At 61.9% G+C, this 22,182-nt stretch carries 22 protein-coding genes and 1 pseudogene; 8 read left to right on the top strand and 15 right to left on the bottom strand.

The window, feature by feature from the left end; all coding sequences use genetic code 11:
• Positions 1-320: 320 nt before the first annotated feature.
• Together NR187_RS22835 and NR187_RS22830 are read left to right on the top strand one after the other, a co-directional pair.
• A complete protein-coding gene (locus NR187_RS22835) occupies positions 321-1,001 on the top strand; it encodes a response regulator transcription factor (protein WP_306235701.1) in 681 nt (226 codons plus the stop codon).
• Between the two features lie 60 nt (positions 1,002-1,061).
• Complete coding sequence (locus NR187_RS22830; RefSeq protein WP_256807728.1) at positions 1,062-2,447, top strand: ATP-binding protein; 1,386 nt, start codon at positions 1,062-1,064, stop codon at positions 2,445-2,447.
• A 24-nt stretch (positions 2,448-2,471) separates the two neighbouring features.
• On the opposite strand, the gene NR187_RS22825 is transcribed toward NR187_RS22830, so the two are convergent.
• From NR187_RS22825 to NR187_RS22800, 7 genes are all read right to left on the bottom strand, one after another.
• The gene (locus NR187_RS22825) at positions 2,472-3,011 is read right to left on the bottom strand and encodes a cytochrome family protein (RefSeq protein WP_256807727.1); all 540 of its coding nucleotides are present in this window, start codon (positions 3,009-3,011) and stop codon (positions 2,472-2,474) included.
• Between the two features lie 435 nt (positions 3,012-3,446).
• Positions 3,447-4,280, bottom strand: coding sequence for an ABC transporter permease (locus NR187_RS22820; RefSeq protein WP_256807726.1), 834 nt, complete (start codon positions 4,278-4,280; stop codon positions 3,447-3,449).
• Positions 4,270-5,037, bottom strand: coding sequence for a phosphate ABC transporter ATP-binding protein (locus NR187_RS22815; protein WP_256807725.1), 768 nt, complete (start codon positions 5,035-5,037; stop codon positions 4,270-4,272). Before NR187_RS22815 ends, NR187_RS22820 begins: the two co-directional genes overlap by 11 nt.
• A gap of 129 nt (positions 5,038-5,166) precedes the next feature.
• Positions 5,167-5,382: a hypothetical protein gene (locus NR187_RS22810; protein WP_256807724.1), complete on the bottom strand. Its 216-nt coding sequence runs from the start codon at positions 5,380-5,382 to the stop codon at positions 5,167-5,169.
• Positions 5,376-5,576 carry a DUF2158 domain-containing protein gene (locus tag NR187_RS35010; protein WP_372703274.1) on the bottom strand — a complete coding sequence of 67 codons (201 nt, stop codon included), beginning with the start codon at positions 5,574-5,576 and terminating at the stop codon, positions 5,376-5,378. The genes NR187_RS22810 and NR187_RS35010 overlap by 7 nt, the downstream gene beginning before the upstream one ends.
• Before the next feature lie 247 nt (positions 5,577-5,823).
• Positions 5,824-7,173, bottom strand: a complete 1,350-nt coding sequence (locus tag NR187_RS22805) for a sorbosone dehydrogenase family protein (protein WP_256807723.1) — start codon at positions 7,171-7,173, stop codon at positions 5,824-5,826.
• Positions 7,170-7,619 carry a DUF2231 domain-containing protein gene (locus NR187_RS22800; protein WP_256807722.1) on the bottom strand — a complete coding sequence of 150 codons (450 nt, stop codon included), beginning with the start codon at positions 7,617-7,619 and terminating at the stop codon, positions 7,170-7,172. Before NR187_RS22800 ends, NR187_RS22805 begins: the two co-directional genes overlap by 4 nt.
• 253 nt (positions 7,620-7,872) lie before the next feature.
• Here NR187_RS22800 and fdhD point away from each other — a divergent pair, with 253 nt between their 5' ends.
• The 3 genes from fdhD to cydB all read left to right on the top strand — a co-directional run bounded on the left by fdhD (position 7,873) and on the right by cydB (position 11,249).
• Positions 7,873-8,700: a formate dehydrogenase accessory sulfurtransferase FdhD gene (fdhD, locus tag NR187_RS22795; protein ID WP_256807720.1), complete on the top strand. Its 828-nt coding sequence runs from the start codon at positions 7,873-7,875 to the stop codon at positions 8,698-8,700.
• A 159-nt stretch (positions 8,701-8,859) separates the two neighbouring features.
• A complete protein-coding gene (locus NR187_RS22790) occupies positions 8,860-10,257 on the top strand; it encodes a cytochrome ubiquinol oxidase subunit I (RefSeq protein ID WP_256807719.1) in 1,398 nt (465 codons plus the stop codon).
• Positions 10,258-10,259: 2 nt separating this feature from the next.
• Positions 10,260-11,249 carry a cytochrome d ubiquinol oxidase subunit II gene (gene cydB, locus NR187_RS22785; protein ID WP_256807718.1) on the top strand — a complete coding sequence of 330 codons (990 nt, stop codon included), beginning with the start codon at positions 10,260-10,262 and terminating at the stop codon, positions 11,247-11,249.
• Positions 11,250-11,614: 365 nt separating this feature from the next.
• Here cydB and NR187_RS22780 read toward each other — a convergent pair whose 3' ends face one another.
• From NR187_RS22780 to NR187_RS22750, 7 genes and pseudogenes are all read right to left on the bottom strand, one after another.
• On the bottom strand, positions 11,615-12,577 hold the full coding sequence (locus NR187_RS22780) for a GlxA family transcriptional regulator (RefSeq protein WP_256807717.1): 963 nt from the start codon (positions 12,575-12,577) through the stop codon (positions 11,615-11,617).
• A gap of 55 nt (positions 12,578-12,632) precedes the next feature.
• Positions 12,633-12,927 (bottom strand): annotated as a pseudogene (locus NR187_RS22775) (ferrochelatase); the annotation flags it as partial.
• Positions 12,860-13,021 (bottom strand): hypothetical protein, encoded by a 162-nt coding sequence (locus NR187_RS22770; protein ID WP_256807858.1) that lies wholly within the window; start codon positions 13,019-13,021, stop codon positions 12,860-12,862. The pseudogene NR187_RS22775 and the gene NR187_RS22770, both read right to left, overlap by 68 nt.
• 88 nt (positions 13,022-13,109) lie before the next feature.
• A complete protein-coding gene (locus NR187_RS22765) occupies positions 13,110-14,573 on the bottom strand; it encodes a catalase (protein WP_256807850.1) in 1,464 nt (487 codons plus the stop codon).
• Between the two features lie 153 nt (positions 14,574-14,726).
• Entirely contained in the window at positions 14,727-15,680 is a 954-nt protein-coding gene (locus NR187_RS22760; RefSeq protein ID WP_256807716.1) for an agmatinase, read from the bottom strand.
• Between the two features lie 80 nt (positions 15,681-15,760).
• Positions 15,761-16,402, bottom strand: a complete 642-nt coding sequence (locus NR187_RS22755; RefSeq protein WP_256807715.1) for a glutathione S-transferase family protein — start codon at positions 16,400-16,402, stop codon at positions 15,761-15,763.
• A 195-nt stretch (positions 16,403-16,597) separates the two neighbouring features.
• Complete coding sequence (locus NR187_RS22750) at positions 16,598-17,845, bottom strand: cupin domain-containing protein (protein WP_256807714.1); 1,248 nt, start codon at positions 17,843-17,845, stop codon at positions 16,598-16,600.
• A 239-nt stretch (positions 17,846-18,084) separates the two neighbouring features.
• On the opposite strand from NR187_RS22750, the gene NR187_RS22745 reads away from it, so the two are divergent.
• Genes NR187_RS22745 through NR187_RS22735 form a run of 3 tightly spaced genes read left to right on the top strand, consistent with a single transcriptional unit; the run spans position 18,085 to position 21,353 of the window.
• On the top strand, positions 18,085-20,400 hold the full coding sequence (locus NR187_RS22745; RefSeq protein WP_256807713.1) for an FdhF/YdeP family oxidoreductase: 2,316 nt from the start codon (positions 18,085-18,087) through the stop codon (positions 20,398-20,400).
• 6 nt (positions 20,401-20,406) lie between these two features.
• On the top strand, positions 20,407-20,907 hold the full coding sequence (locus NR187_RS22740; RefSeq protein WP_256807712.1) for a hypothetical protein: 501 nt from the start codon (positions 20,407-20,409) through the stop codon (positions 20,905-20,907).
• A 38-nt stretch (positions 20,908-20,945) separates the two neighbouring features.
• The gene (locus tag NR187_RS22735) at positions 20,946-21,353 is read left to right on the top strand and encodes a thioesterase family protein (RefSeq protein WP_256807711.1); all 408 of its coding nucleotides are present in this window, start codon (positions 20,946-20,948) and stop codon (positions 21,351-21,353) included.
• Between the two features lie 117 nt (positions 21,354-21,470).
• On the opposite strand, the gene NR187_RS22730 is transcribed toward NR187_RS22735, so the two are convergent.
• Positions 21,471-22,148, bottom strand: a complete 678-nt coding sequence (locus tag NR187_RS22730; protein ID WP_256807709.1) for a helix-turn-helix transcriptional regulator — start codon at positions 22,146-22,148, stop codon at positions 21,471-21,473.
• Positions 22,149-22,182 lie beyond the last annotated feature (34 nt).

Raw genomic sequence — 22,182 nt, 5'->3', positions numbered from 1 at the left:
GGCAAAAGTACCCGGCGGGGCCGTCCGGCTCCGGGCGATGACGACCAGTGGGTCCGCGCCCGATCCCTTAAGCTCTTTAAATTGCTATTTAATGGCACGGCCCCGAAAGGGCGATTATGTCTGTTGTCGACGGTCGTGCCGCGCTTGCCGAGGCGGCCTGCTAACCCGGAGCGGGCGGCGCTGCGCCAAGTCAGTGGGATAGTGCGGTCAGGCTCACTCCAAGTCGGCCATTTGGGCGGAGGCCTATGACTTTGCCAATGAGCGAGCATATGATTTCCAGCCAACAGGCTGGGCAGTTTAGAATACCTGAGATCGAGCTGATGATGAAGGTTCTTCTGATCGAGGACGACGCCGGGACGGCCGAGGAGATCGTGGGCGAGCTGATCGAGCTTGGGTTTGAGGTCGAGTGGGCGTCAAACGGAATTGAAGGCCTCGACAAAGCCCGGGCGCTGCATCCCGATGTCCTGATCGTCGATCGCATGCTGCCCGGTATGGACGGGCTTACAATCATCGAGGCGTTGCGCAAGGAGCAGGTTAGCACTCCGGTCCTGGTGCTGAGCGCGCTCGGCGCCGTCGACGATCGGGTGCGAGGCTTGCGAAGCGGCGGAGACGATTACCTGACGAAGCCCTTCGCAGTCGTGGAGCTCATAGCAAGAATAGAAGCCCTGCTTCGTCGTCCCACGGACAGCCGCGGGACGACGTTGCGGGTCGGTCCTCTTGAACTCGATTTGATCGAGCGTACCGCGTGGCGCGGCGAGCGAAAGATCGATTTGTTGCCACGCGAATTCCGCCTGCTCGAATACATGATGCGGCGAAGTGATCAGTTGCTGACGCGTGCAATGTTGCTCGAAGAGGTCTGGAATTACAAGTTCGTCCCGGCCACGACCAATCTGGTCGATGTGCATATGGGCCGGCTGCGGCACAAGGTCGACGGCGCTGGGGAACCCCAGTTGATTCACAACGTCCGGGGCTCCGGGTTTATTCTGCGACCGCAGCAATAGGCGCTGCCAGCGCCGTTGCCTGGCGATCGAATGAGGTACGAACACCAAGCAGCGGGATCGATGCGCCAACTCCAATTCATACGCTCGAACACCTTCCGCTGGGCCTCGGCGGTGGCCGCTGTCTTCGCCCTGTTCATGATCGTGCTGTTCGGCTTCATCTACTGGAAGATCGACGGCTACCTGATTGCGCGATCCGATCGCATGATCGCTCAACAGCTCAATTTCATGGCAGCGCTGCCGCGGGACCGCCGCGCCGCTGCAATCTCGGACCACCTTGGCCAGGATTCCCGAGGCGTTCAGTATGCGGGATTGTTCGATCCTGCCGGCAATCGGCTTGCCGGCAACCTCAGAGAGCTGCCGCGGGACTTCACGGTCGATGGAGCGGCACAGGCCGCGAGGGTAGCGCCGGTTGGCCAACCGCCAAGTGGCGATCCGCTGATTCGGGCGATAGGTCGGCATCTGGAAAACGGCGATGTCCTCGTGTTGGGGCGGAACGTCGACGAGACCCGCGAGATATCGAGCGTCGTGGGGCAAGCCCTCGCGCTCGGGCTCTTGCCGGCGCTCTGCCTTTGCTTGTTGGCCGGAGCCTGGCTGAGCGTGCGCGCGCAACGGCGGGTGGAGGAGGTCAATCAGCGGGTTCAGCGCATCATCGCCGGCGACCTCCGCGAGCGCCTCCCGCATCGTAACGTCAACGATCCGTTCTCCAGACTGGCCGTGATTGTGAACAGCATGCTCGATGAAATGGAAGCAATGATCAACGCGCTCGCTGGCGTCGGCAACGATATCGCGCACGATTTACGAACCCCGTTGACCCGCGCCCGATTGTCCCTGGAGCGCGGGCGTACACATGCAACCACCTTGGAGCAGCTTCAGAGCGTCGCGGACAAGGCAATCGGAGGCATTGATCAGGCGCTCGCGATTATCACCGCTCTCCTGCGACTGACGGAGATTGAGAACAGTCGGCGTTCGGCCAGGTTCGGCAATGTTGCGCTTCATGAAATCTTACGAGAGGTATGTGACATCTACGAGCCGATCGCCGAGGACAAGACCATCGAGCTTGGCGTGGACATCGACCGCAAGCTGCACGTTTGGGGTGATCGCGATCTGCTCTTCGAGGCCGTGGCGAATCTCGTCGACAACGCCATCAAGTTCACACCGGCGGGCGGGAAGGTCGGCCTGGACCTACTGCGTGGGGACAAGGAAACCATCGTGCGCGTGACCGATACCGGTTCAGGTATCAGTGAACAGGAACGCGAAGCCGTGCTACGGCGGTTCTACCGCTCCGACAAGATGCGCAATACGCCGGGCGTCGGGCTGGGACTTAGCCTGGTGGCGGCCATCATCAAGCTGCACGGCTTCCGGCTGGTCATTCATCCCGGCTCGGGAGGGCGGATCGAGATCGTCTGTCTTGACAAGGCAAATGGACCGGTTTCGTCGCAGAGATGATTGATACACCGGGCAGATGCGGCGCTACCGTCCAGCTTTGTCGAAAACCAAGTCTAATAGGGAGGCGCCAGTCGGTCGGCCAATCACGATCGTGCCGTGGTTTAGCGCCTGGTGACAGGAGTTGCAGGCGTCGCTGAGCTCGTCGTAGGCCTTGCCAAAATCGGCGTCGTCCCTCCGATCGATCGCAACCTTGAGGTCCCCGAGCGGCTTTTGGATAACCGACTCGATCATGTCGGGAAACGGGTTGTCCTCTTCCATTGGATGCGCGCGTCCGAGTCGGCCGAAGGCACCGCTGAGATTGCCTAGCTCGTAGGCAGCAAAATTCCAGTCGCCGGCCTGTTCGGCACGCCATATCCGCTCGTGCCTGGGCTGTATGGTGCCAATCATCATGTCGCTGATGCTCGGCAGATACGTCGCCGGTTGAGCGGAGGAGACGCTTGCTGAGCCGGCATGAGCTCCGGGCAGACGCACAAAGGCCGTTGTCAGCAGGATGACGATGGAAGCTGACAGTAGGCCAAGCGCCAGCGAGCTCTTCGATATCGCAGGCAACGGACCAAGGTTCATGGTGGCTGTTCCGAATGTGACTTAGAGCCGGTGTCATCAACGCACGGGAAATCCGCTCCGTCAGGCGGGTATTGCTCGCGCATTGCAGTCGTCATGCTTATCGAGCGCACCCCGCACGACGGTTCTGTCGTGCACACGGCAGCGAAATGGCGCAAACCGGGGCTCCGCTGGCAAAAGCCGCTATCGAGCGTCCCGTGAGCCACGCGCATGGTGTGATTTCAAGGCCAATGCCGGCAACGGTGAGGCTCTCAATATTTGGAACCACATCCAGGCGGTCATGAGGGGTAGGAGGATCATCGTCTCAACTCGCGGATTGCCACTACTCGAGCTAGAACTAGGCTCTCAAAGAGCCGAAGCCTTTCGCAATTGCACGATGCTGGCGCCAGCTTGGAGGGCTTTTCGGGTGCGGCAAGAACCTCCCGGGAGATGACTCAATCAGCGCGCTTGCCCGGACGGGCGGCTTGAGGCCGTTGTCTCCGCCGGCCGAATCGTGAGTTGGGCCGCGGCGGAAAACGCGCGCGAGCGCATCAGAACCGCTGCAACGAGACCCGTAATGCCGGAGGCGGCCAGGATCATTGCCACGATGATGAATTGGTAGATGCCCGCATAGACCGGACTGGCGCCCGAGACCACCATGCCGGCCATAACCCCCGGGATCCAAACCAGCCCCAGGGATTTCATCATGTCGAGGCGGGGCAGAAGGCTCGCATACACGGCACTCTGAAGATAGGGCGCAATGATGACGGCGGGCTCCGCGCCGAGAGACAGGCCCGCCTCGATCTGGCCGACATGGGCAAGCATCTCGGCTCGGAGACGCTCGATTGCCTGTGCGCACGCGTTCATCGCGTTTGCGATGATCATGCTGCCGACCGGGACGAGCATTGAAATATCCGGCTGAAGACTGTGGTTCGCGAGCATCACCGCGACGACGGTGCCCGCACCTGCGGCAATCGACCAGAAACAGAGCGGAAGTGCACCAGCCATTCCCTTGAGACGTTGGGCCGCCGTCATCGCCGCAGTGATCGCCATCATGAAGAGGATGAGGCAGCCGATCAGCAGACGGCCGTGCAGCAGCAGGGCCAGTACCAGGCCGACCAGAACCATCTGCACGAGGCCGCGCGCCATCGAGACGACCGCCTCGCGCTCCACATGCACGGATTGCCAGCGACACACCGCGACGACGGCCGCGCACAGCGCGATCGCCCCGCCGGCCTGCGCGAGGCCAGTCAACACGTCGCCGCCGATACTGTTCTGGAGCTCAGCCAGCATGCAGAACCTGCTCCGTGGGGCCGATCGCGGCCAGTCGGCCCGCTTGCATGACCATCGTCCGCCCCGCGAGCCGCTCCGCCTGGGCGCTATTGTGCGTGACGATGAGGCACGTCATTCGCCGTTCCCTGACGATGCGGAGAATGAGCTCCTCGACGCCGCGCGCTGACGCCTCGTCGAGGGCGGAGGTCGGCTCATCCAGCAGCAGCACCTCGGGCTCGTTCGCAAGGGTCCGCGCCAGCGCGACGCGTTGCGCTTCGCCGCCGGAGAGGTTGCTGACGTCGCGATCGGCAAATCCGGGCAAGCCGACGCGCTCCAGGAGACCCTCGATTTGCGCCGGCGCGAGCATCTTGCCGCGTTGGTGTGGCCCAAACGCAATGTTGGCGGCGATGGTCCCTGGGAAAAGATACGCCGTCTGCATCACCATGCCAACCCGGCGCCGCAATTCCCGTGGGATGATGGAACGGTAATCCTGCGACTTGAGCAGGACGGTGCCGGACGTAGGCTCGTCCAGACGATTGAGTAGCCGGAGGAACGATGACTTCCCCGCGCCGCTCGGTCCAACTATGGCGAGTATCTCGCCGGCCAATACCTGCACACTGACGTCCTGGACGAGAACGCGCCCAGCCAACTCCCGTGACAGATGTCTGGTTTCGAGGTCGGTGATTGCGGCAGCCGGCTCGAGCTCGATTGTGGCCTGCGGAGAGGCGTCCGCAATTGTTCTAGCGTCATTCGCGACACCGTTCGGCCTTGTCGTCACGGAAAGTCCTCTCGACAGGCGTCACCGCGAAAAGCCGGGGGAGGTCCAACAAACACGAGACGGGGGGATAGCCCGGGTCGCATAGGTCGGGTCAGAATAATATCATGATAGATGGCGAACACGCGACGTCTAGGCCGCACGTTTCGGAGTATACGGTCCAATCACGCACTTGTAGCCCTTTAACTTCCACTGGCTGTATGGGCCATGCGAGAGCCAATCGGCGATTCCGGTCTGCGCATTGGTCTCGCATGCGCTCATGGTGATGCCGGATTGCTCGCTATTGGTGACGACCTTTTCCAGGCAGAGCGCTCCGTTGCAGAGAATTGCCACCAGCGTAATCAACATTCTCGCCTCCTGGATGATTGCAAAACAGCTCGATTAGAATTTCTGCAGCACGTCGGCCAGGAAGGTGGCATCGTCGGGTTGGCGCTATCGTCTGTCCAAATGCACTCGATCTGGTCGCCCTTGACCGCGGAGACGGTCATCATGGGTCCTCCAGATCGCAACCTGACGAGTTCGCCCCGGTCGAATTGGACCATCCCGTCGCCCTTCGGGGATAATGGTGGTGTGAAGGCGGCTGCGGGACACGATGCGCCGATCGCAAGAAACAGCGTCGCAACAGTGATGCGTCGTTTGGTTCGCGGAGACATGCCAAACTCCATCCGCCCTGAGTTCGAGATAGGCGCTCGCCGCGCTGATCCGACTAGATTCGATGACAAGAGTTATCCCACGAGGGGCGAGACGGGCCTGTTCCCAGGGCGTCTCGACCACACGTCGGTTCGGTCGCTACGAGGCCGGTTTGGGCGTAGCCGAGACACCAGCCGATGAGACGCGCCACACCGCGTTGCCGACGTCGTCGGCAATCAGCAGTGCGCCACTACGATCCATGGCGAGGCCGACAGGCCGGCCGTGGGTGTGGTTGTTCGCATCGAGGAAGCCAGTGACGACGTCCTGCGCTGGGCCGGAAGGCTTGCCATCCCTGAACGGGACGAAGACCACCTTGTAGCCGTTGAGGGGTGTTCGATCCCAGCTGCCGTGCTCTCCGACGAAGGCGCCGCTCTCATACTTCGCGGGCAAGCCAAGGCCGGAGGACATGGCAAATCCCAGGGGAGCCACGTGGGAGCTCAGCGCGTAGTCCGGCACGATCGCTTTGGCGACCAGATCGGGCCGTTGCGGCTGAACGCGCGGGTCGAGATGTTGACCGTAATAGCTGTACGGCCAGCCGTAGAACCCGCCATCCTGCACTGAGGTGAGATAGTCCGGCACCAGGTCGGGTCCGATCTCGTCGCGTTCGTTGGCAATCGCCCACAGCTTGCCGGTCGTCGGCTCCCACTGTAACCCCGTCGGGTTGCGCGTCCCGCTGGCAAAGATGCGGTGAGCGCCGGTGGTGCGATCGACTTCCCAGATGGCTGCGCGTTCGTACTCGGCTTGTATGCCGTTTTCCGCAATATTGCTGTTCGACCCGACGCCGACATAAAGCTTGGATCCGTCCGGGCTCGCCAGAAGGCTCTTCGTCCAATGGTGATCGATCGGTCCACCCGGCAGATCGGTCAGCTTGGTACCTTTGGCGGTGATGCTGGTCTGCCCATCCTGATACGGATAGCGCATGATCGCATCCGTATTTGCAACGTAGAGATCGTGACCAACCAGCGCGACGCCGAACGGAGAATTGAGGTGATCCAGAAACACCGTCCGTACATCGGGAATGCCATCGCCATTGGTGTCGCGGAGCAATGTGATCCGGTTGGCGTCTTTCGCCTTGGCGCCGGCGAGCGTCTCTACCACACCGGTGACCAGATCCTTGGGACGGAAAATCGGCGCCTTTGGACCGTTGCTCTCGACGACCAGCACGTCGCCGTTCGGCAGGACGTAAACCGAGCGCGGATGCTGCAGCCCTGTGGCAAGCGCATGGACCTGCAGCCCCTGCGGGACCTTGGGGGTCTCGGATCCCCACCCCACCGGGGTCGCAATCCGGATCGGTGGCAGCAGATATTGATGCAGCGGGGGCAGCACGGGATTTGCGCCGATCTGCAGCTTCGGGTCACCTCCGGTGTCGTTGCAGCCGGCCAGACCCAATCCGGCGACAGCAGCCAGGATGGCAGCAACCCGCGGCAAGTTCGTCCTGACTTCGGTCATGCCTTTGCTCCGATGCGATAGCGATGGGTCAACGTCCAGCCGGGGGAGATCGCGAAAAGCAGAACAACGAGGACGACACCCGAGAGGGTTAGCCCCATGGGTACGACCGCGGTATAGCCGTCCCGGCTATGGACAAGGACATTAAGAATGGACAGCACGACTGCGGCCGCATAGGCAAGTGCGTGGATCCATGCCGGTCTTTGGTTACGAAAGAGATCGACGATCGCGGCCAGCGCGACAAGCGCAGCCATGACAAGTCCCCCCGCGATCAGCCAGACGGAAAACCGGTACCACATCACTTCGGCGGTCCTCCAATAGGCCAGGTCAGTCGCGAATGCCGCCGCAAAGTAAGCGACTGGGAATGGCACCAGGATCTGGTGAATAGGTCGTCTGAGTGCACCTGCCCGTGGTCGATCGGCGAGACCAGTACTTTCTGGCTTATTCATGCTCCTGCGCTCCGTGCATTGAGTTCGCTGTCCTCAAGCCCAAGAATGTTCACGCGGCCCTACCGGCCTGATTGGGCTTGCCTAAGATATCGTCGTCGATCACCGAACGATCTTTCGAATTCGCACGGTGCAAGGGCGAATCGATCTCCCCAGAGGCGCTGTCGTGCGTTCAAGAAAATGCGATCGCGGTACAGAAAACATCCGTCGGGAGGAGAGGCTATCTGAACGGGTACGGTACCTGGAAGGAGCAGCAATGATCAGCGATGGCCCGCTTCGGCAGCGTGCGAAGCTTCTCTGGCGCGGTGGAAACCCCACGCCTTCGTCGAGATATGTGGCCGAGGAGAGGGCGATTGCGCTCACCTTCGGCGGATCTACCAACGCCGTGATGATGGCCACGCCGGCCGATCTTGAGGATTTCGGAGTTGGCTTTGCCCTGACGGAAGGGATCATCGAGCAGGCGGATGAGATTGCCAGCATCGAGATCGTGGACAGCAGCCTCGGGATCGAGGTTCAAATGTGGCTGGTCCGATACCGGTCGGACGAACTCTCGGCGCGTCGCCGGGCCATGATCGGTCCGGTCGGCTGCGGATTATGCGGGATCGAAAGCCTGGAGCAGGCCTGTCCCGCGCCACGGCATGTATCAAGCACAGCGGCCTTTCGCGCGCGCGACCTGTTGAACGCCATGAGCGCGCTGGCGCCCTTGCAAGAACTCAATCAGAAGACACGGGGCGTGCACGCCGCCGCCTTCTGGCAACCGCATAAAGGCATAGGTCTGGTGCGGGAGGATGTTGGCCGTCACAACGCACTCGACAAGCTCGCCGGTGCGCTCATGCGAGAGAACATGGTGCGGGCAGGTGGTGCGGTCCTTCTGACAAGCCGCGTGTCGGTCGAGATGGTGCAGAAAACCGCGCGAATCGGCGCTCCTGTGCTCGTCGCGGTCTCGGCACCGACCTCGCTTGCAGTTGAGACAGCTGAGCAGGCGGGCATCACGCTGATCGCGGTCGCCCGTTCAGACGGATATGAGGTCTTTACCCATCCCGATCGCCTGATCTTTTCCGACTTCCCGACTGTCGCGGCCTGAAAGGCCCTCGCGCCCACGGGATCACGCGGCCGTCACGGATCGGCTCCGCGTGCAAATGCGCAAAATCCGTTCGCTGCGGAAAAGGCCGCGATGAAGCGGCTCCTACCTGCATCAAGGCGGGATCAAGGCGAGGCCCGTGAGGGGAAAAGGATAGTTCACATGGATGCAACGGCGCTTCTGCTGTCGCGGATACAGTTTGGCTTCACCATCTCATTTCACATCATCTTCCCGGCCTTCACGATCGGTCTTGCGGCCTGGCTGACCGTCCTCGAAGCAATGCACATGCGAACCGGCCGTCCGGTCTATCAGGCGCTGTTCGAATTCTGGCTCAAGATCTTCGGCATCACCTTCGGTATGGGCGTCGTCTCAGGAGTCGTGATGGGATTCCAGTTCGGAACGAACTGGAGCGTTCTGGCGAAGATGTCGGGACCTATCCAAGGTCCGCTTCTCTCCTACGAGACCTTCACGGCGTTCATGCTGGAGGCCAGCTTCTTCGGAGTCCTCGTGTTCGGACGCAAGCGAGTGCCGCCATGGTTCTATTTGTTCTCGATCGCGATGGTGTCGCTCGGGACCACGTTGTCCGCCTTCTGGATCATGGTCAACAACAGCTGGATGCAGGTGCCGGTCGGCTACGTCCTACAGAACGGCTACTTCGTGCCGGACGATTGGACGAAGATCATCTTCAATTCGGTCGTATGGTCGCGCTTTCCGCACATGCTGCTGGCGGCCTATCTCACGGGGACATTCTGCGTTGCCGCGACCGGTGCATGGTACGTGCTGCGTGGCGACAATTACGCCGAGTCCAGGGTGATGCTGCGGATGGGACTGTTCCTCGCAGCACTCTTGATTCCCGTGCAGCTCGTGTTCGGCCATCTGGTCGGCGATTACGTTCATGACCACCAGCCGGTCAAGTTCGCGGCCATCGAGGGCCGCTGGCACGACGAGCAGCCTGCGAGCGAAGTGGTGATCGGGCTGCCCGATCCGGCGACTGAAAGCAACAAATACGAGATCAAGGTGCCGATTCTCGGAAGCATCATCGCCAGCTCGAGCCTGACCTCGAAAGAAGTGGGCTTGGCAGATTTCGCGCCGCAGGATCGCCCGCCGGTGCTGATACCGTTCGTGACGTTCCGCATCATGGTCGGCTGCGGGCTGATCATGCTCGCGATCGCGTGGTTCGGATCCTATCTGAGCATCAAGCGGCGCCTGCGCCGGAACCGCCTCATGCTCTGGGCAATCTTTCTCAGTTTTCCGCTTCCGTTCATCGCCATTCTGACCGGCTGGTATGTTGCCGAGGTCGGACGACAGCCCTGGGCGATCTACGGATTGCTGCGGACGGCGGACGCCGTGACGCCGTTCCTGACGGCGCCGGCGGCGATGACCTCGCTCCTGCTGTTCGGCGCGGTTTATCTCTTCATCTTCTCGTTCGGCACATTCTACATCTATCGGCTCTTGCGGACCGGTCCGGCGCGCCTCGTCTTCAAGCCGCCGCATGGCACCTCTCCAAACCGTCCGATGTCGCTCGCCGACGCGGAACTCATTCAGAGCGCAGGAGAATAGAGATGGTCTTGTTCTGGGTTGCTCTTCTTGCCATCAGCATATCGATCTATCTGCTGCTCGACGGATTCGATCTCGGGGTTGGCATGTTGTTCGCGCTCGCCGGCAGCGAGGGGGATCGCGACACGATGCTCGACACTGTCGCGCCGGTCTGGGACGGCAATGAGACCTGGCTCGTCGTTGCCGGCGTGATCCTGTGGGGCGCGTTTCCTCTCGTCTATGCGACCTTGCTGTCGGCCTTCTATCTGCCGGTCATCATCATGCTGCTTGGGCTGATCCTGCGCGGCGTTGCCTTTGAGTTTCGCCACAGGGCGGCGCCGAAGTTTCGCTGGATCTGGGACGTGAGCTTCGTGGGCGGGTCGTTGGCCGCGAGCTTCATGCAGGGCGCGACGGTCGGAGCCCTGGTGCAAGGCCTGAAGTTCTCCGACGGGGTCTATGTCGGCGGCGTTTTGGGCTGGCTGAGCTCGTTCTCCGTGTTGTGCGGCATCGGGCTGTGTCTGGGCTACGCTCTTCTGGGCGCCAGCTGGCTGGTGCAAAAGTGCGAGTTGGGCGTCCGTGACAGGGCTCGTCGCCAGATTCCCGGGCTGGCGCTCGCCGTCCTGGCGTTTCTGATCATCGTCTTCGCGCACGCCCTGATCGAGAACCTTCCGATCATGCATCGCTGGCTCGATCGGCCCTATCTGTTCGTGTTTCCAGCCGTCGGCGCCATGGCTGCGGTCGTGCTGGCCAGCAGCATCCTCCATCACAACGATCGCTGGCCGTTCGCCGCCGTCGCCGTCATCTTTGTCGCGGCGTTTGGTACGCTGGCGCTGTCCTTCTGGCCTTACATGATCCCGTTTGCCATCACGATCGACGAGGCTGCGGCGCCTCGTGCCAGTCTGGCATTCATGTTCTGGGGCGAGGGCCTCTTCGTCTTTCCCCTGATGGTGCTGTATGTCGCGATCGGGTATCGGGTGTTCAGAGGCAAGGTCGGGGGCACGGCGGGACATTATTGACCGCGGCGAGGCCTTCCCTGGCGATCCGCTCTCGCAATCGTGCGCGGTCAATCAGCTCGTGCTGCCTACCTACATCGGGACCATGCGCCCCTGACACATGGAGCGCGAATTGTGAGATCGCTTTCGTTGAAGCGGATGAACCGAAGCGATCAAAGATGCCGATAGACCTGCTTGTCACCTGGATTGTAATGTTTGTAACTCTGGCTGGTTTGGCCTTGTTGTCACGGTGAATGTCGGCTCTCGCGTTCATGCACTCCAACGGGGCCTCGAGCGTCTCGACGCCAACACGGCGAAGCAGAGGTGCAATTTCATCCCCTCTTCCGGGGGGCAGAAAGTTGACCGGTTGGATTGCCGGTGGAGCGGCCTTACCCGCGGAAGCGCTCGCGATACTCGCTGGGACCGGTGCCAATGCGTCTTAGAAAGGCTCGGCGCATCACGTCGGGATTTGCAAAGCCGCAGCTCGATGCGACGCGTTGCAGCGGCTTGTCGGTATCCTCGAGCAGACGCCGCGCCGAATCCACGCGCGCCATCTCGACGAAGTCGGCCGGCGTCATTCCCGCCTCCTCCTGGAAGACGCGGGTGAAGTTGCGCACGCTCATCGCGGCCCGCGAGGCAAGCGTCTTCACCGTCAGGTCGAGGGGCAAATGATCGATGATCCAGCGCTGGATCGCTTGGATGCGCCCTTCGGTCGCAACCTGTGCGGCGAGATGGGCGCTGAATTGCGACTGGCCCCCGGGGCGCTTCAAGAAGACGACCAGGCGACGCGCAACGGAGAGCGAGACGTCGTGTCCGTGATCCTCCTCGATCAGCTTCAGCGCGAGGTCGATCCCGGCCGTGACGCCGGCCGAGGTCCATAGCGCACCATCCTGCACGAAGATCTGATCCGGCACGACGTTGGCGGCCGGAAATCTCTCCGCCAGTTCGGCGGCATGCTGCCAATGCGTCGTCACGTTGAAGCCGTCGAGCAATCCGGCGGCGCCGAGAAAGAAGGCGCCCGTGCAGACCGAGCCGTAGCGGCGGCTGCTCGACGCACGCCGTCGCAACCAGGCATGCAGCGCGGATTCCGTATAGGCCTGAGCGTATTCGGGCGTGCCGGCGACCAGCAGTGTATCGATCGGCTGCTCGTCCTCAAGGATGGAGCCATGGGTCATGATCGACATGGCTCCAGCCGTGACGGACCGATCCGCGCCAGCCGATAACAGGCGCACACTGTAGTTGCATCTGGTCGGGGCCTGCCGATTGGCCTCCAGAAAGGCGTCAAGAGGACCGGAAATATCCAGAGACTGCGCGTGCTGCGGAACGACGATCGCTATTTGCGTGCCAGGCATCTCGTCCTCTCCGTCGGAGACGTCGGCGTCCCGCGGATCGCCTCAGCCCGTAGCATCAAATCCAGCCGCTCAATTCCCGGCGCACGATCGCCTCGATCGCACTCATTCCCATTCTGCTATCGTTCAGACAATCGATCCGAGCGAACGCCTCGCCGCCTTCGGCAAAGAAGTAGGTCGCGTTCTCGCTGTCGATTTCTTCGATCATATCGAGACAATCGGCCGAGAAGCCTAGGGTTACGGCCGCGATCCGCTTCGCGCCTTTCGCCGCGTGACTTTATGGTCTCATCCGTATACGGTTTCAACCATTCTGCGCGACCGAAGCGCGACTGGAACGTCACAATGAGGCGTTCTCGCCCGGCGTTCCAGGTCGGCGAACACACGATATCGCTGCTCGTGCTTGAGCGCGCTGTTGGCGTGCTCAAAGCGGCCAATGTAGTCGAACATCCTCAGCTCCTCCTGAGAGCTTGCTGCGCCCGCGCCGATCGGCGCGGGCGACTGGCTTCATCAAGGTCTCGCCACCTTCTGACGATGGCTAGAGCTTGCCCTCGGCGAACCTGGCCAGCGCGTCGGCAACCCCCTTGCCGTAGGCCGGGTCCCCCTTGGCGCAGTTGGCGACGTGGCGTTCCTGGATATGCCTTGCGGCCTGGCCCACCTGGCGTGCGGTGTTGTCGAACAGCGTCTGCTTCTGCGCCGCGGTCATCTTCCGGAATAGATTGCCCGGCTGCTGCCAGTGATCGTCGTCCACGCGGTGATCCCAATGCGCGGCAGCGCCGGTGATCTCGAGCGGCGGCTCGTTCAACTGGGGCCGGTCCGTCCATTCGCCACGGCTATTTGGCCAGTACGTCGGCGTGCGGCCAAGATTTCCGTCAGTCCGCATTGCACCGTCGCGGTGATAGCTATGGAACGGGCATTTCGGTGCGTTGACCGGTATGTGATGATGGTTGACACCGAGCCGGTAGCGCTGCGCGTCTCCATAGGAGAACAAGCGCGCCTGGAGCATCTTGTCCGGCGAGTAACCGATACCCGGCACGATATTGGCGGGCGAGAACGCGGCCTGCTCGACTTCGGCAAAGACGTTTTCCGGGTTCCGATTGAGCTCGAAATAGCCCACCTCGATGAGCGGATAGTCGGCCTTCGCCCAGACCTTGGTGAGATCGAACGGATTGAAGGCAAACTTCGTCGCCTGCTCGTCCGTCATCACCTGGATGCACAGAGTCCAGCGCGGAAACTCGCCTTGCTCGATGCTGCCGAAGAGGTCGCGCTGGTGGCTTTCGCGATCCTTGCCCACCAGGGCCTCTGCTTCTCCGTCAGTCAGGTTCTGAATACCCTGCTGGGTGCGGAAGTGAAACTTCACCCAGACGCGCTCATTGTTCGCGTTGAGCAGGCTGTAGGTGTGACTACCGAAGCCGTGCATGTGACGGTAGCTCCGGGGGATGCCACGCTCGCTCATGACGACGGTGACCTGGTGCAGCGCCTCGGGGAGCAGCGTCCAGAAGTCCCAGTTGTTGTCGGCGCTCCGCATCCCCGTATAGGGATCGCGCTTGATGGCGTGGTTCAGATCGGGAAAGCGCAGCGGATCGCGGAAGAAGAAGACCGGCGTGTTGTTGCCGACCATGTCCCAGTTGCCTTCTTCGGTATAGAATTTGAGCGAAAATCCGCGGATGTCGCGCTCGGCGTCCGCCGCGCCGCGCTCGCCGGCGACGGTCGAGAACCGCGCGAACATCGGCGTCTGCTTGCCGATTTGGGAGAAGATCGCGGCCTTGGTATAGCGGGTGATGTCGTGGGTGACCGTGAATGTGCCGTGGGCGCCCGAACCTTTGGCGTGCATTCGTCGCTCCGGAATGACTTCCCGGTCGAAATGCGCGAGCTTCTCTATCAGCCAGACGTCCTGAAGCAGCGCCGGCCCGCGCGGCCCGGCGGTCTGTATGTTGACGTTATCCGAGACCGGCGCGCCGGACGCGTGGGTCAGAAACGGTCTGTCAGTCTTGTCGTTCATTGGGCTTTCCTGTGATCGGTGTTGAAGAAAGACTCGCCACCCAACCCTTGATGGGTGAGTGACCAGCATGTTTTCGGATTGAGAGGCACGACCTCGCAATCCAGTTTGATGGCCAGCGCGCGCGAAGGCCCGGCCGGCAAAGCGAAGGCGTCGTCAGCTTCGCTGTCTCACGCGCTCGTGGAAGATCGAGCCGATGAAATCGAGACTGGTCCGCGCCGCGAGCAGCGACGTGATTCCCGACGGGTCGTAGGGGGGCGAGACCTCAACGAAGTCGGCGCCGACCACCTCGAAGCGCCGCGCGACCTCCCTGAGAAGGTCCTTGGCCTCGTAGTAGGTGAAGCCGCCGTGACTGATCGTGGCGGTGCCCGGCGCGATCGAGGGATCGAAACTGTCGATGTCGATCGAGACGTAGACCCGCTCTCCGTCCGGGATGTGGGCGAGAGCCGCAGCGGCACCGATCGATCGGAACCTGCGCAGCGGGACGACGTGCGTGCCGTAGGCCTTCGCCGCCTCGTAGTCCTTCCTGCTCACGGAGGCCATGTTATGCGGGCCGAGCGTCGTGATGCCCTTCACATGCGCCATCTCCGAGGCACGGCGCATCGGGCTGCCATGCCCCCAGCTGATGCCATTGCGCTCGTCGATGAAGTCGAAATGCGCATCGAGGTGGACGATGTGGATCGGCTTCTCGTTCGAGTACGCAGCAACCGTCGCCATGGTGATGGCGTGATCGCCGCCCAGGATGTACGGCATCGTCTTGGCGTCGAGCAGCGCCCGAACCGCCAGCTCGGCATTGGCCAGGCTGCGCTTCGTATCGGCGTAGATGACGTCGCTGTCGCCGGCGTCGACGATCTTGACCTCTTCGGCGCTGAGATAGGTGACCTCGTCCTCGAAATCGAAGACGCCGTCCCGGCCAAAGCCGTGGAACATGGACATTTCGCGAATCGCGCGCGGCCCGAAGCGTGTGCCGACGCGGTAGCTCGAGGCCGTATCGATGGGGATGCCTAGGACGGCGACATCGGCGCCGTCGAGCTTGTCCCAGTCGGTGCAGGCGGGCTGGCCGGCAAAGGTGGCCAGGCCCACGAAGGGAAGATCCATTCGCTCCGGCATGTTCCGGCTCCTGAATTGCGTTGTCATTGCAGCGATCCTTTTCGAGATTGGACAAATGGGGCGCGACACAATCGTCGTGTTCAGCAGATTTCGCCGGTAACGCCTTCACGCTCATAGGCACGGCGGACTGCGGGCAGGGCGCCAACCATGTCGAGCAGCCGCGCGATGCTCGGTCGCGAACGGGGCGGATTGGACATCGGGCGAGCCCAGCGGGAGAGCATCACGAGGTAGAAGTCGACGGCGCTCAGCTTGTCCCCCAGGAAGAGGGGGCCGTTCGCTTTCAAGTGCCGATCGATCACGTCGAGGTAGGCGCCTGCGCGCTTCTCCGCGCCTCTTCTGACGATCTCGGTCGCGGCGGCATCGGTGCCCGTCAGACGGTCGGGGTACTGCCAGATCATCAGCTCTTCCTGCAGCGAGTTCGTCAGGAAGGTGATCCATTGGTAGAACTTGGCACGTTCAGGCGTACCGACTTTCGGCGCAAGGCCCGCCTGCGGATGTTGATCGACCAGGTGGAGAACGATCGCGGCGGCCTCGAACATCACGAGTTCGCCGTCAACCAGGGTGGGAATGCGACCGTTCGGATTGATCTTCAGATATTCTTCCGACTTCTGGGTATTGTTGGCGCGGTCCACGAGTACGAGCTCGTACTCGTGGCCGATCTCTTCGAGCACCATATGAGGCGCGGCGTTGGCGTTGCTGGGGAAGTAGTGAAGTTGGTACATCGTAGCTCTCCGGATTTGAGCGGCCATGGACGGAAAACTAGAAGTCACACCGATTGGCCACAACGAACGAGGTCCGTCGATGTCGGCCAAAGGTCCGTCGATGTTGGCCAGCGCCGTGCTGGACGCAGGAATACGGAGGAATCGGTGGCTTGCGCCATGTTAGGCATCCACCACCGATCGTACGACGTGCCCGCCTTACCGCTTCGGCATCACACCCGGCGCATTGTCGGGCCAGCTCGCGATCGTGGCCTCATCTACATTGAGATGCTGCGCCACGAGCTTCGGCGGCGTGTGCGCGAGCCAGTTGGAGAGGGAGACTTCCTCGTAGTGCGGCGCGCGAAAGACTCCGATGAACTGGAGATCGGTATCGCCGACGTTCTCGACATAATGGCCGAGGTTGCGCCGGACATAGCCAATGTCGCCGGCATTGAAGTCCATCGTCAGCGCGTTCGGGCCGGTGTCGAACACGGTCATGCGCGCCTTGCCCTTGAGATAGTACTGCCACTCGTCCGCATTGGGGTGCCAGTGCATCTCCCTTACGCCGCCGGGACGAACCGTGACCAGCGCGGCCGACACTGCCGTTGAAACCTTGAAATTGCTGCTGTCGGCGATCTGGATGCTTCCCGTATCAGACGATTTGAATGGCTGGGATGATCCGAGCGGGAAGATGAAGGGATGGGTGGCGACGGGCGCGTCCTTCTGAATTGCGGCGCGATCGCCGGCAAGGTCCTCGGGCACCGAGCCCTGGAAAATCCAGAGATTGTGCAGCGGGATCTTTGCGAATGTGTCGGCCGGAACGCCGAAGTTCTTGGCCAGGATCTCGGGGGGTGTGTGAGCGAACCAGTCCGAGACGAGCAAGGTGTTGAATTCGTCGGCATGCCCATCATCGAAGCAGATCACGAATTCGCATCCATCCGGGCCCAGGCCCTGCAGTGAATGCGGCGCGCCCGGCGGGAAATACCAGAGATCGCCTTCCTTGACGTCCGCTACATAGGGACGACCGTGCGCATCGAACACCGTCACACGGCAGGTGCCATAGGTCATGATGGCCCACTCGGCGGCCTGGTGCCAATGCAGCTCGCGGATGCCGCCGGCGGTCAGGCGCATATTGACGCCGGAGATCTCCTTGGAAATGGCAAAATCAGCAACTGTGACCTGGCGCGCCCATCCGCCATTCTGGATGCGTTTCGTTGCGTTGTTGAAGGAGGCCCACGGTGTCGGCATGCCGCCGACATCGGTGGCCGGGGGAGATTGCGCGGAAGGAAATTGATCGCCCAGAACCTCACTCTGCGGGCCCGGATCGCGGAGATTTCCCGGGCCCTTCGCGTTGACGGCGCCCTGGGGGGGCTCGTCCGGATTGCCGAAGGAGCCGGCCTTCGCCGCGGACACTGTCATTGCCGCACCCATTGCCGAGGCCGCCAGCAGGTTTCGTCTCGAAATCATGGTCGTATCTCCAATCGGATTGCACTGCAGAGCCGTCAATGGCGGTCTCTCCCCGTGGAGTTAGGAAGGCCCCGCCGCGAGCCAATCCAGAGAGGACGTCAGCCTATCAAAAATGCACTACGGCATTTCTCCGATCGGGCCCTTTGGTCTGTCGCGCTGGCACGATCCGGCAATCTCGAAAGAAAATCCGCGGCTGGAATCACAACTGTTTCGTATCGGTAGGCGCAGAGGTTTTCGCGATGTCGGAACGAAAGGAAATTCACCCCTATCATCATCCGGCCGGCGGGTGGGGTGCGCTCAAGGCCCTCAGCGAACACCTGATCGAACAGCGAATTCCGATCAAGGGCGCGAATACGCTCCGATGCATGAACCAGCCCGAAGGGTTCGACTGTCCCGGCTGTGCCTGGCCCGATCCGAAGCACACCTCGTCATTCGAGTTCTGCGAGAACGGTGCGAAGGCCGTGGCGTGGGAAGCGACCGCAAGGCGTTGCACGCCAGAGTTCTTCGCAGAGCATTCGGTGGCCGAACTCGCCGCCTGGAGTGACTACGATCTCGAGATGGCCGGCCGTCTCACGCATCCGATGGCCTATGATGGAGCAACGGACCGCTACCTTCCGGTGAGCTGGAACGAGGCGTTCTCGATCATCGGCCGCCATCTGAAGGCGCTGCCCGACCCGAACATGGCGGAGTTCTACACCTCCGGCCGCACCTCGAACGAAGCCGCCTTTCTGTATCAACTCTTCGTGCGGGAGTACGGCACCAACAATTTCCCCGACTGCTCGAACATGTGTCACGAGGCGACGAGCGTGGGCTTGCCGCAGTCCATCGGCGTGGGCAAGGGCACGGTCCTGCTGGAGGATTTCGACAAGGCGGACTGCATCTTCATCTTTGGCCAGAACCCCGGGACCAACAGCCCGCGCATGATGACCAATTTGCGCGATGCGGCCCGGCGCGGCGCTTCGATCATCTCGTTCAATCCGTTCCGTGAACGTGCCCTGGTACGGTTCCAGGCCCCGCAGAGCCCGATCGAGATGGCGACGTTCAGCTCGACCGAGATCAGCTCGCGGCTCTACCAGGTGCGGGTCGGCGGTGACGTCGCCGTGATCAAGGGCCTCATGAAGGCTCTGGTCGACGAAGACGCCGCGGCGCTGGCGAGGGGCGAGCCGGCCGTTCTGGACTGGGATTTCATCCATGACCACACCCACGGCCTTGATGATCTGGTAAGTGACCTGAGAGCGACGCAATGGGCCGATATCGAGCGTTGCTCGGGGCTCAGCCGCGAGGACATCGAATATGCCGCGCGGGCCTACATGAAAGCCGAGCGCGCGATCATCGTCTATGGCATGGGCATCACCCAGCATCGGCGCGGCGCCCAGAACGTTCAGCAATTGGCGAATCTTGCTCTCCTTCGCGGCCACATCGGCCGTGAAGGCGCAGGCATCTGCCCAGTCCGTGGCCATTCCAACGTGCAGGGAGATCGCACGGTCGGAATCACCGAAGCTCCGTCCGGAGAATTTCTCGACCGGCTGGAATCCTGCTTTGGTTTCAAGGCACCTCGTGCGCACGGTCACAACGTCGTCACGGCGCTCGAAGCGATGATCCGCGGGGATGCCAAGGTGTTCATCGCGATGGGCGGCAACTTTGCAGCAGCCATTCCCGATTGGCGGCTGACGCAAGATGCACTCAGGCGACTCGATCTCACGGTCCACATCTCGACCAAACTCAACCGCAGTCACCTGGTCCACGGGCGCGATGCCCTGATCCTGCCCTGCCTCGGCCGCACGGAGATAGACATTCAGGCGACTGGGCCGCAGTCCATCACGGTGGAGGACTCCATGTCGATGGTGCATGCGTCGGCTGGCCGCAACCAGCCCGCGTCTGAGCACCTTCTCAGCGAGCCCGCGATCGTTGCCGGGATGGCCCGGGCCACTCTCGGGCAGTCCTCCGTCATCGATTGGGGCGGCTTCGTCGCCGACTATGGTCGCATTCGCGAGGCCATCGAGGCCGTGCTTCCGATATTCCAGGCCTACAACGAGCGAATTCGCGTGCCCGGCGGCTTCCATCTCGTCTCGACCGCGCGCGAGCGCATCTGGGCGACCCCGAGCGGCAAGGCCAATTTTCTGGTGTTCGATGGCCTTGGCGAAGATCCGAACGACGATCATCCCGGGACGCTCTGGCTAAGCACAATCCGCAGCCATGATCAGTACAATACCACGCTCTATTCGCTGTCCGATCGCTATCGGGGCGTCTATGGCCAGCGCGACATCGTGTTTCTCAATCAGCTCGAGATGGACAAGCGCGGGCTCGCGGACGGCGATCGCGTCGATCTAGTGACCGTCTCGGCGGACGGAAGAGAGCGGCGGGTGCGCAACTTCGGCGTCGTAGAATATTCGTTTCCGAACGGCTGCTGCGCGGCCTACTACCCGGAGACAAATCCGCTGGTGCCGCTCTATGCGCACGATCCTCTCAGCTTCACACCGTCTTCCAAAGGCATCCCGGTCCGGATCGAGCGCACCAGCGCCAACGTGACGGACGAGTCCTCGCATCAGGATTAGAGCACAATGCAAAATGAGCTGCACAAGGCGTCGGTCTGGATCCTCGGGAAATGGCTCGGTGGGATCATACGCTACGACGATCGCGCGGATGCGCCAACCGATCTTGCGGAGTTTGGTGCGTTCGAGGCCAATCTCGCTGAAGTTACTGTGGTCGACCATGGTGCCGATTTCGTCGTCTCCAGATGGGGCGCAGAGATTGGCATGCTTTGCGGAGGCAATCAGCGAAACCGGCGCCTATCAGAGCTGCCACAGCCGAGCCGCGGTCAGCTGCGGCGGATCTGCGTGAGGGCAATGACGTCGAGGGCACCGGCCGCTGAAAACGCGATCTGGGCCGTTCGCGGCGGCATTTGGGAGTGTGTGATGCTGGCGTTGCCGACCGCCGGCAGCGAAGACGGCGTTTCGCGCCTGCTGATCGCGTTGCTCTTCGCGCCTCATCCGCTGTTCGCTGGTCCGTTCCAGCCCGAAGACGCGGCGTGCGCGATTGCAACCCCGTCGATCGACAGCTGAAGGGAGTTGGCGAAATGCGATCAGAGGAGTTTGTATCGATGGAACCGAGCACAAACCTTGCCATCGGCATGGCTGCTGCAGTGTCGATTGTCGTCACCGCCGATATGACGGTTGGGCATTTCGTTCCGGGTATGCCACAGGTCTATGCGACCCCGATGATGATTCTGCACATGGAAATGGCCGCTGGCTTCGCGGTCGCAGCCGCTTTGCCCCCGGGCTACGTCAGTGTCGGCATGTCGGTCGATATTCGGCATCTGGCGGCCACGCCGATCGGCGGTCGAGTACGCGCGCTTGCGCGTGTCAAAAGCGTCGACTCGAAGAGCGTATTCTTCGAGATCGAGGCGTGGAATGATCTTAGAAAGATCGGTGCCGGAACCCACCGCCGAGGGATCGTGAATGTCCCTGAGTTCGAGAGGCGGTCCGGCGTTCACCAGGCCCTGAGCTGATGCCCCCGCCCATTACCGGGCAGCAAAGCGGTCGGCTCGCAGGGCGCGCAGTCGAAGTCGACGGCGCCGCTTTCAGCTGCCGTCGACCGGTTCATCTCTGGAGATCGGGCCCTGCCGTCACGGAAGCTCTGCGGCGGCCTCCTCGAGTTCGGATCGCGGGAGCATGTGATTTCCGACGCGCCAGATCCGGGGAGTGCATCCCGTGAACTGCTTGAACACGGTGGTAAAGTGCGCTTGGGTCTGGAAGCCGACCGAGAGCGCGATCTCGATGATCGGCATCGTGGTGTCCCTCATTAACTCCGCGGCTCGCCGAATACGCCGCTGCAACAGGAATTCGTGCGGGCGCAGGCCTGTGGCCACACGGAATTGAGAGGCGAAGTGCATGCGGCTAAGTCCGGCGACCGCAGCCAGATCACGCGAGTTGATCTTCGAGGACATGTCGGCATCGATGTAGTCAATGACGCGTTTGAGCCGCCATTTCTGCAGCCCCTCGATATGGCGGCCCCGAACGGAGACTCGATCGGTCCCCTCCACGGCAGTCCGTAGACCAAACTTCCTGACTGCAATCGCGAGCCGAAGCGATTCCATACATTGACGGTCATTGTTGTGCGTAGCGACCTTTAGGGCCTCGAACAGCGACTGAACGACTTCATCTCCGAACCCGATCTCAGGGTGGGTCGACTGCGGAGTCGACAGGTGACCACTTGCAATGGAAGCCGAACGTCCGGCTTCGTTCCCGCTTGGGGCGGAATGCGCGAAAAACTGCCGAAGGGGATCGTGGGGCTGGACGGACATCTTGAGTCGCTCCGGGCTAAGGTATGCTGTCAGG

This window comes from Bradyrhizobium sp. Bra64, from assembly GCF_024519875.1.
GTDB classification, from domain to species: Bacteria; Pseudomonadota; Alphaproteobacteria; order Rhizobiales; family Xanthobacteraceae; genus Bradyrhizobium; species Bradyrhizobium japonicum_G.
Note: the sequence above shows the minus strand (reverse complement) of the source record. Positions and strands in the feature narration are given on the sequence as shown.

What these genes read in the sequence shown, in the direction of transcription:
- NR187_RS22730 (WP_256807709.1), bottom strand. Translation starts at nt 22,148, where the DNA reads ATGTCCGTCCAGCCCCACGATCCCCTTCGGCAGTTTTTCGCGCATTCC.
- NR187_RS22790 (WP_256807719.1), top strand. Translation starts at nt 8,860, where the DNA reads ATGGATGCAACGGCGCTTCTGCTGTCGCGGATACAGTTTGGCTTCACC.
- NR187_RS22740 (WP_256807712.1), top strand. Translation starts at nt 20,407, where the DNA reads ATGCAAAATGAGCTGCACAAGGCGTCGGTCTGGATCCTCGGGAAATGG.
- NR187_RS22820 (WP_256807726.1), bottom strand. Translation starts at nt 4,280, where the DNA reads ATGCTGGCTGAGCTCCAGAACAGTATCGGCGGCGACGTGTTGACTGGC.
- NR187_RS22755 (WP_256807715.1), bottom strand. Translation starts at nt 16,402, where the DNA reads ATGTACCAACTTCACTACTTCCCCAGCAACGCCAACGCCGCGCCTCAT.
- NR187_RS22765 (WP_256807850.1), bottom strand. Translation starts at nt 14,573, where the DNA reads ATGAACGACAAGACTGACAGACCGTTTCTGACCCACGCGTCCGGCGCG.
- NR187_RS22800 (WP_256807722.1), bottom strand. Translation starts at nt 7,619, where the DNA reads ATGAATAAGCCAGAAAGTACTGGTCTCGCCGATCGACCACGGGCAGGT.
- NR187_RS22835 (WP_306235701.1), top strand. Translation starts at nt 321, where the DNA reads ATGATGAAGGTTCTTCTGATCGAGGACGACGCCGGGACGGCCGAGGAG.
- NR187_RS22805 (WP_256807723.1), bottom strand. Translation starts at nt 7,173, where the DNA reads ATGACCGAAGTCAGGACGAACTTGCCGCGGGTTGCTGCCATCCTGGCT.
- NR187_RS35010 (WP_372703274.1), bottom strand. Translation starts at nt 5,576, where the DNA reads ATGGTCCAATTCGACCGGGGCGAACTCGTCAGGTTGCGATCTGGAGGA.
- NR187_RS22780 (WP_256807717.1), bottom strand. Translation starts at nt 12,577, where the DNA reads ATGCCTGGCACGCAAATAGCGATCGTCGTTCCGCAGCACGCGCAGTCT.
- NR187_RS22830 (WP_256807728.1), top strand. Translation starts at nt 1,062, where the DNA reads ATGCGCCAACTCCAATTCATACGCTCGAACACCTTCCGCTGGGCCTCG.
- cydB (WP_256807718.1), top strand. Translation starts at nt 10,260, where the DNA reads ATGGTCTTGTTCTGGGTTGCTCTTCTTGCCATCAGCATATCGATCTAT.
- fdhD (WP_256807720.1), top strand. Translation starts at nt 7,873, where the DNA reads ATGATCAGCGATGGCCCGCTTCGGCAGCGTGCGAAGCTTCTCTGGCGC.
- NR187_RS22770 (WP_256807858.1), bottom strand. Translation starts at nt 13,021, where the DNA reads ATGTTCGACTACATTGGCCGCTTTGAGCACGCCAACAGCGCGCTCAAG.
- NR187_RS22760 (WP_256807716.1), bottom strand. Translation starts at nt 15,680, where the DNA reads ATGCCGGAGCGAATGGATCTTCCCTTCGTGGGCCTGGCCACCTTTGCC.
- NR187_RS22735 (WP_256807711.1), top strand. Translation starts at nt 20,946, where the DNA reads ATGGAACCGAGCACAAACCTTGCCATCGGCATGGCTGCTGCAGTGTCG.
- NR187_RS22825 (WP_256807727.1), bottom strand. Translation starts at nt 3,011, where the DNA reads ATGAACCTTGGTCCGTTGCCTGCGATATCGAAGAGCTCGCTGGCGCTT.
- NR187_RS22750 (WP_256807714.1), bottom strand. Translation starts at nt 17,845, where the DNA reads ATGATTTCGAGACGAAACCTGCTGGCGGCCTCGGCAATGGGTGCGGCA.
- NR187_RS22745 (WP_256807713.1), top strand. Translation starts at nt 18,085, where the DNA reads ATGTCGGAACGAAAGGAAATTCACCCCTATCATCATCCGGCCGGCGGG.
- NR187_RS22810 (WP_256807724.1), bottom strand. Translation starts at nt 5,382, where the DNA reads ATGTTGATTACGCTGGTGGCAATTCTCTGCAACGGAGCGCTCTGCCTG.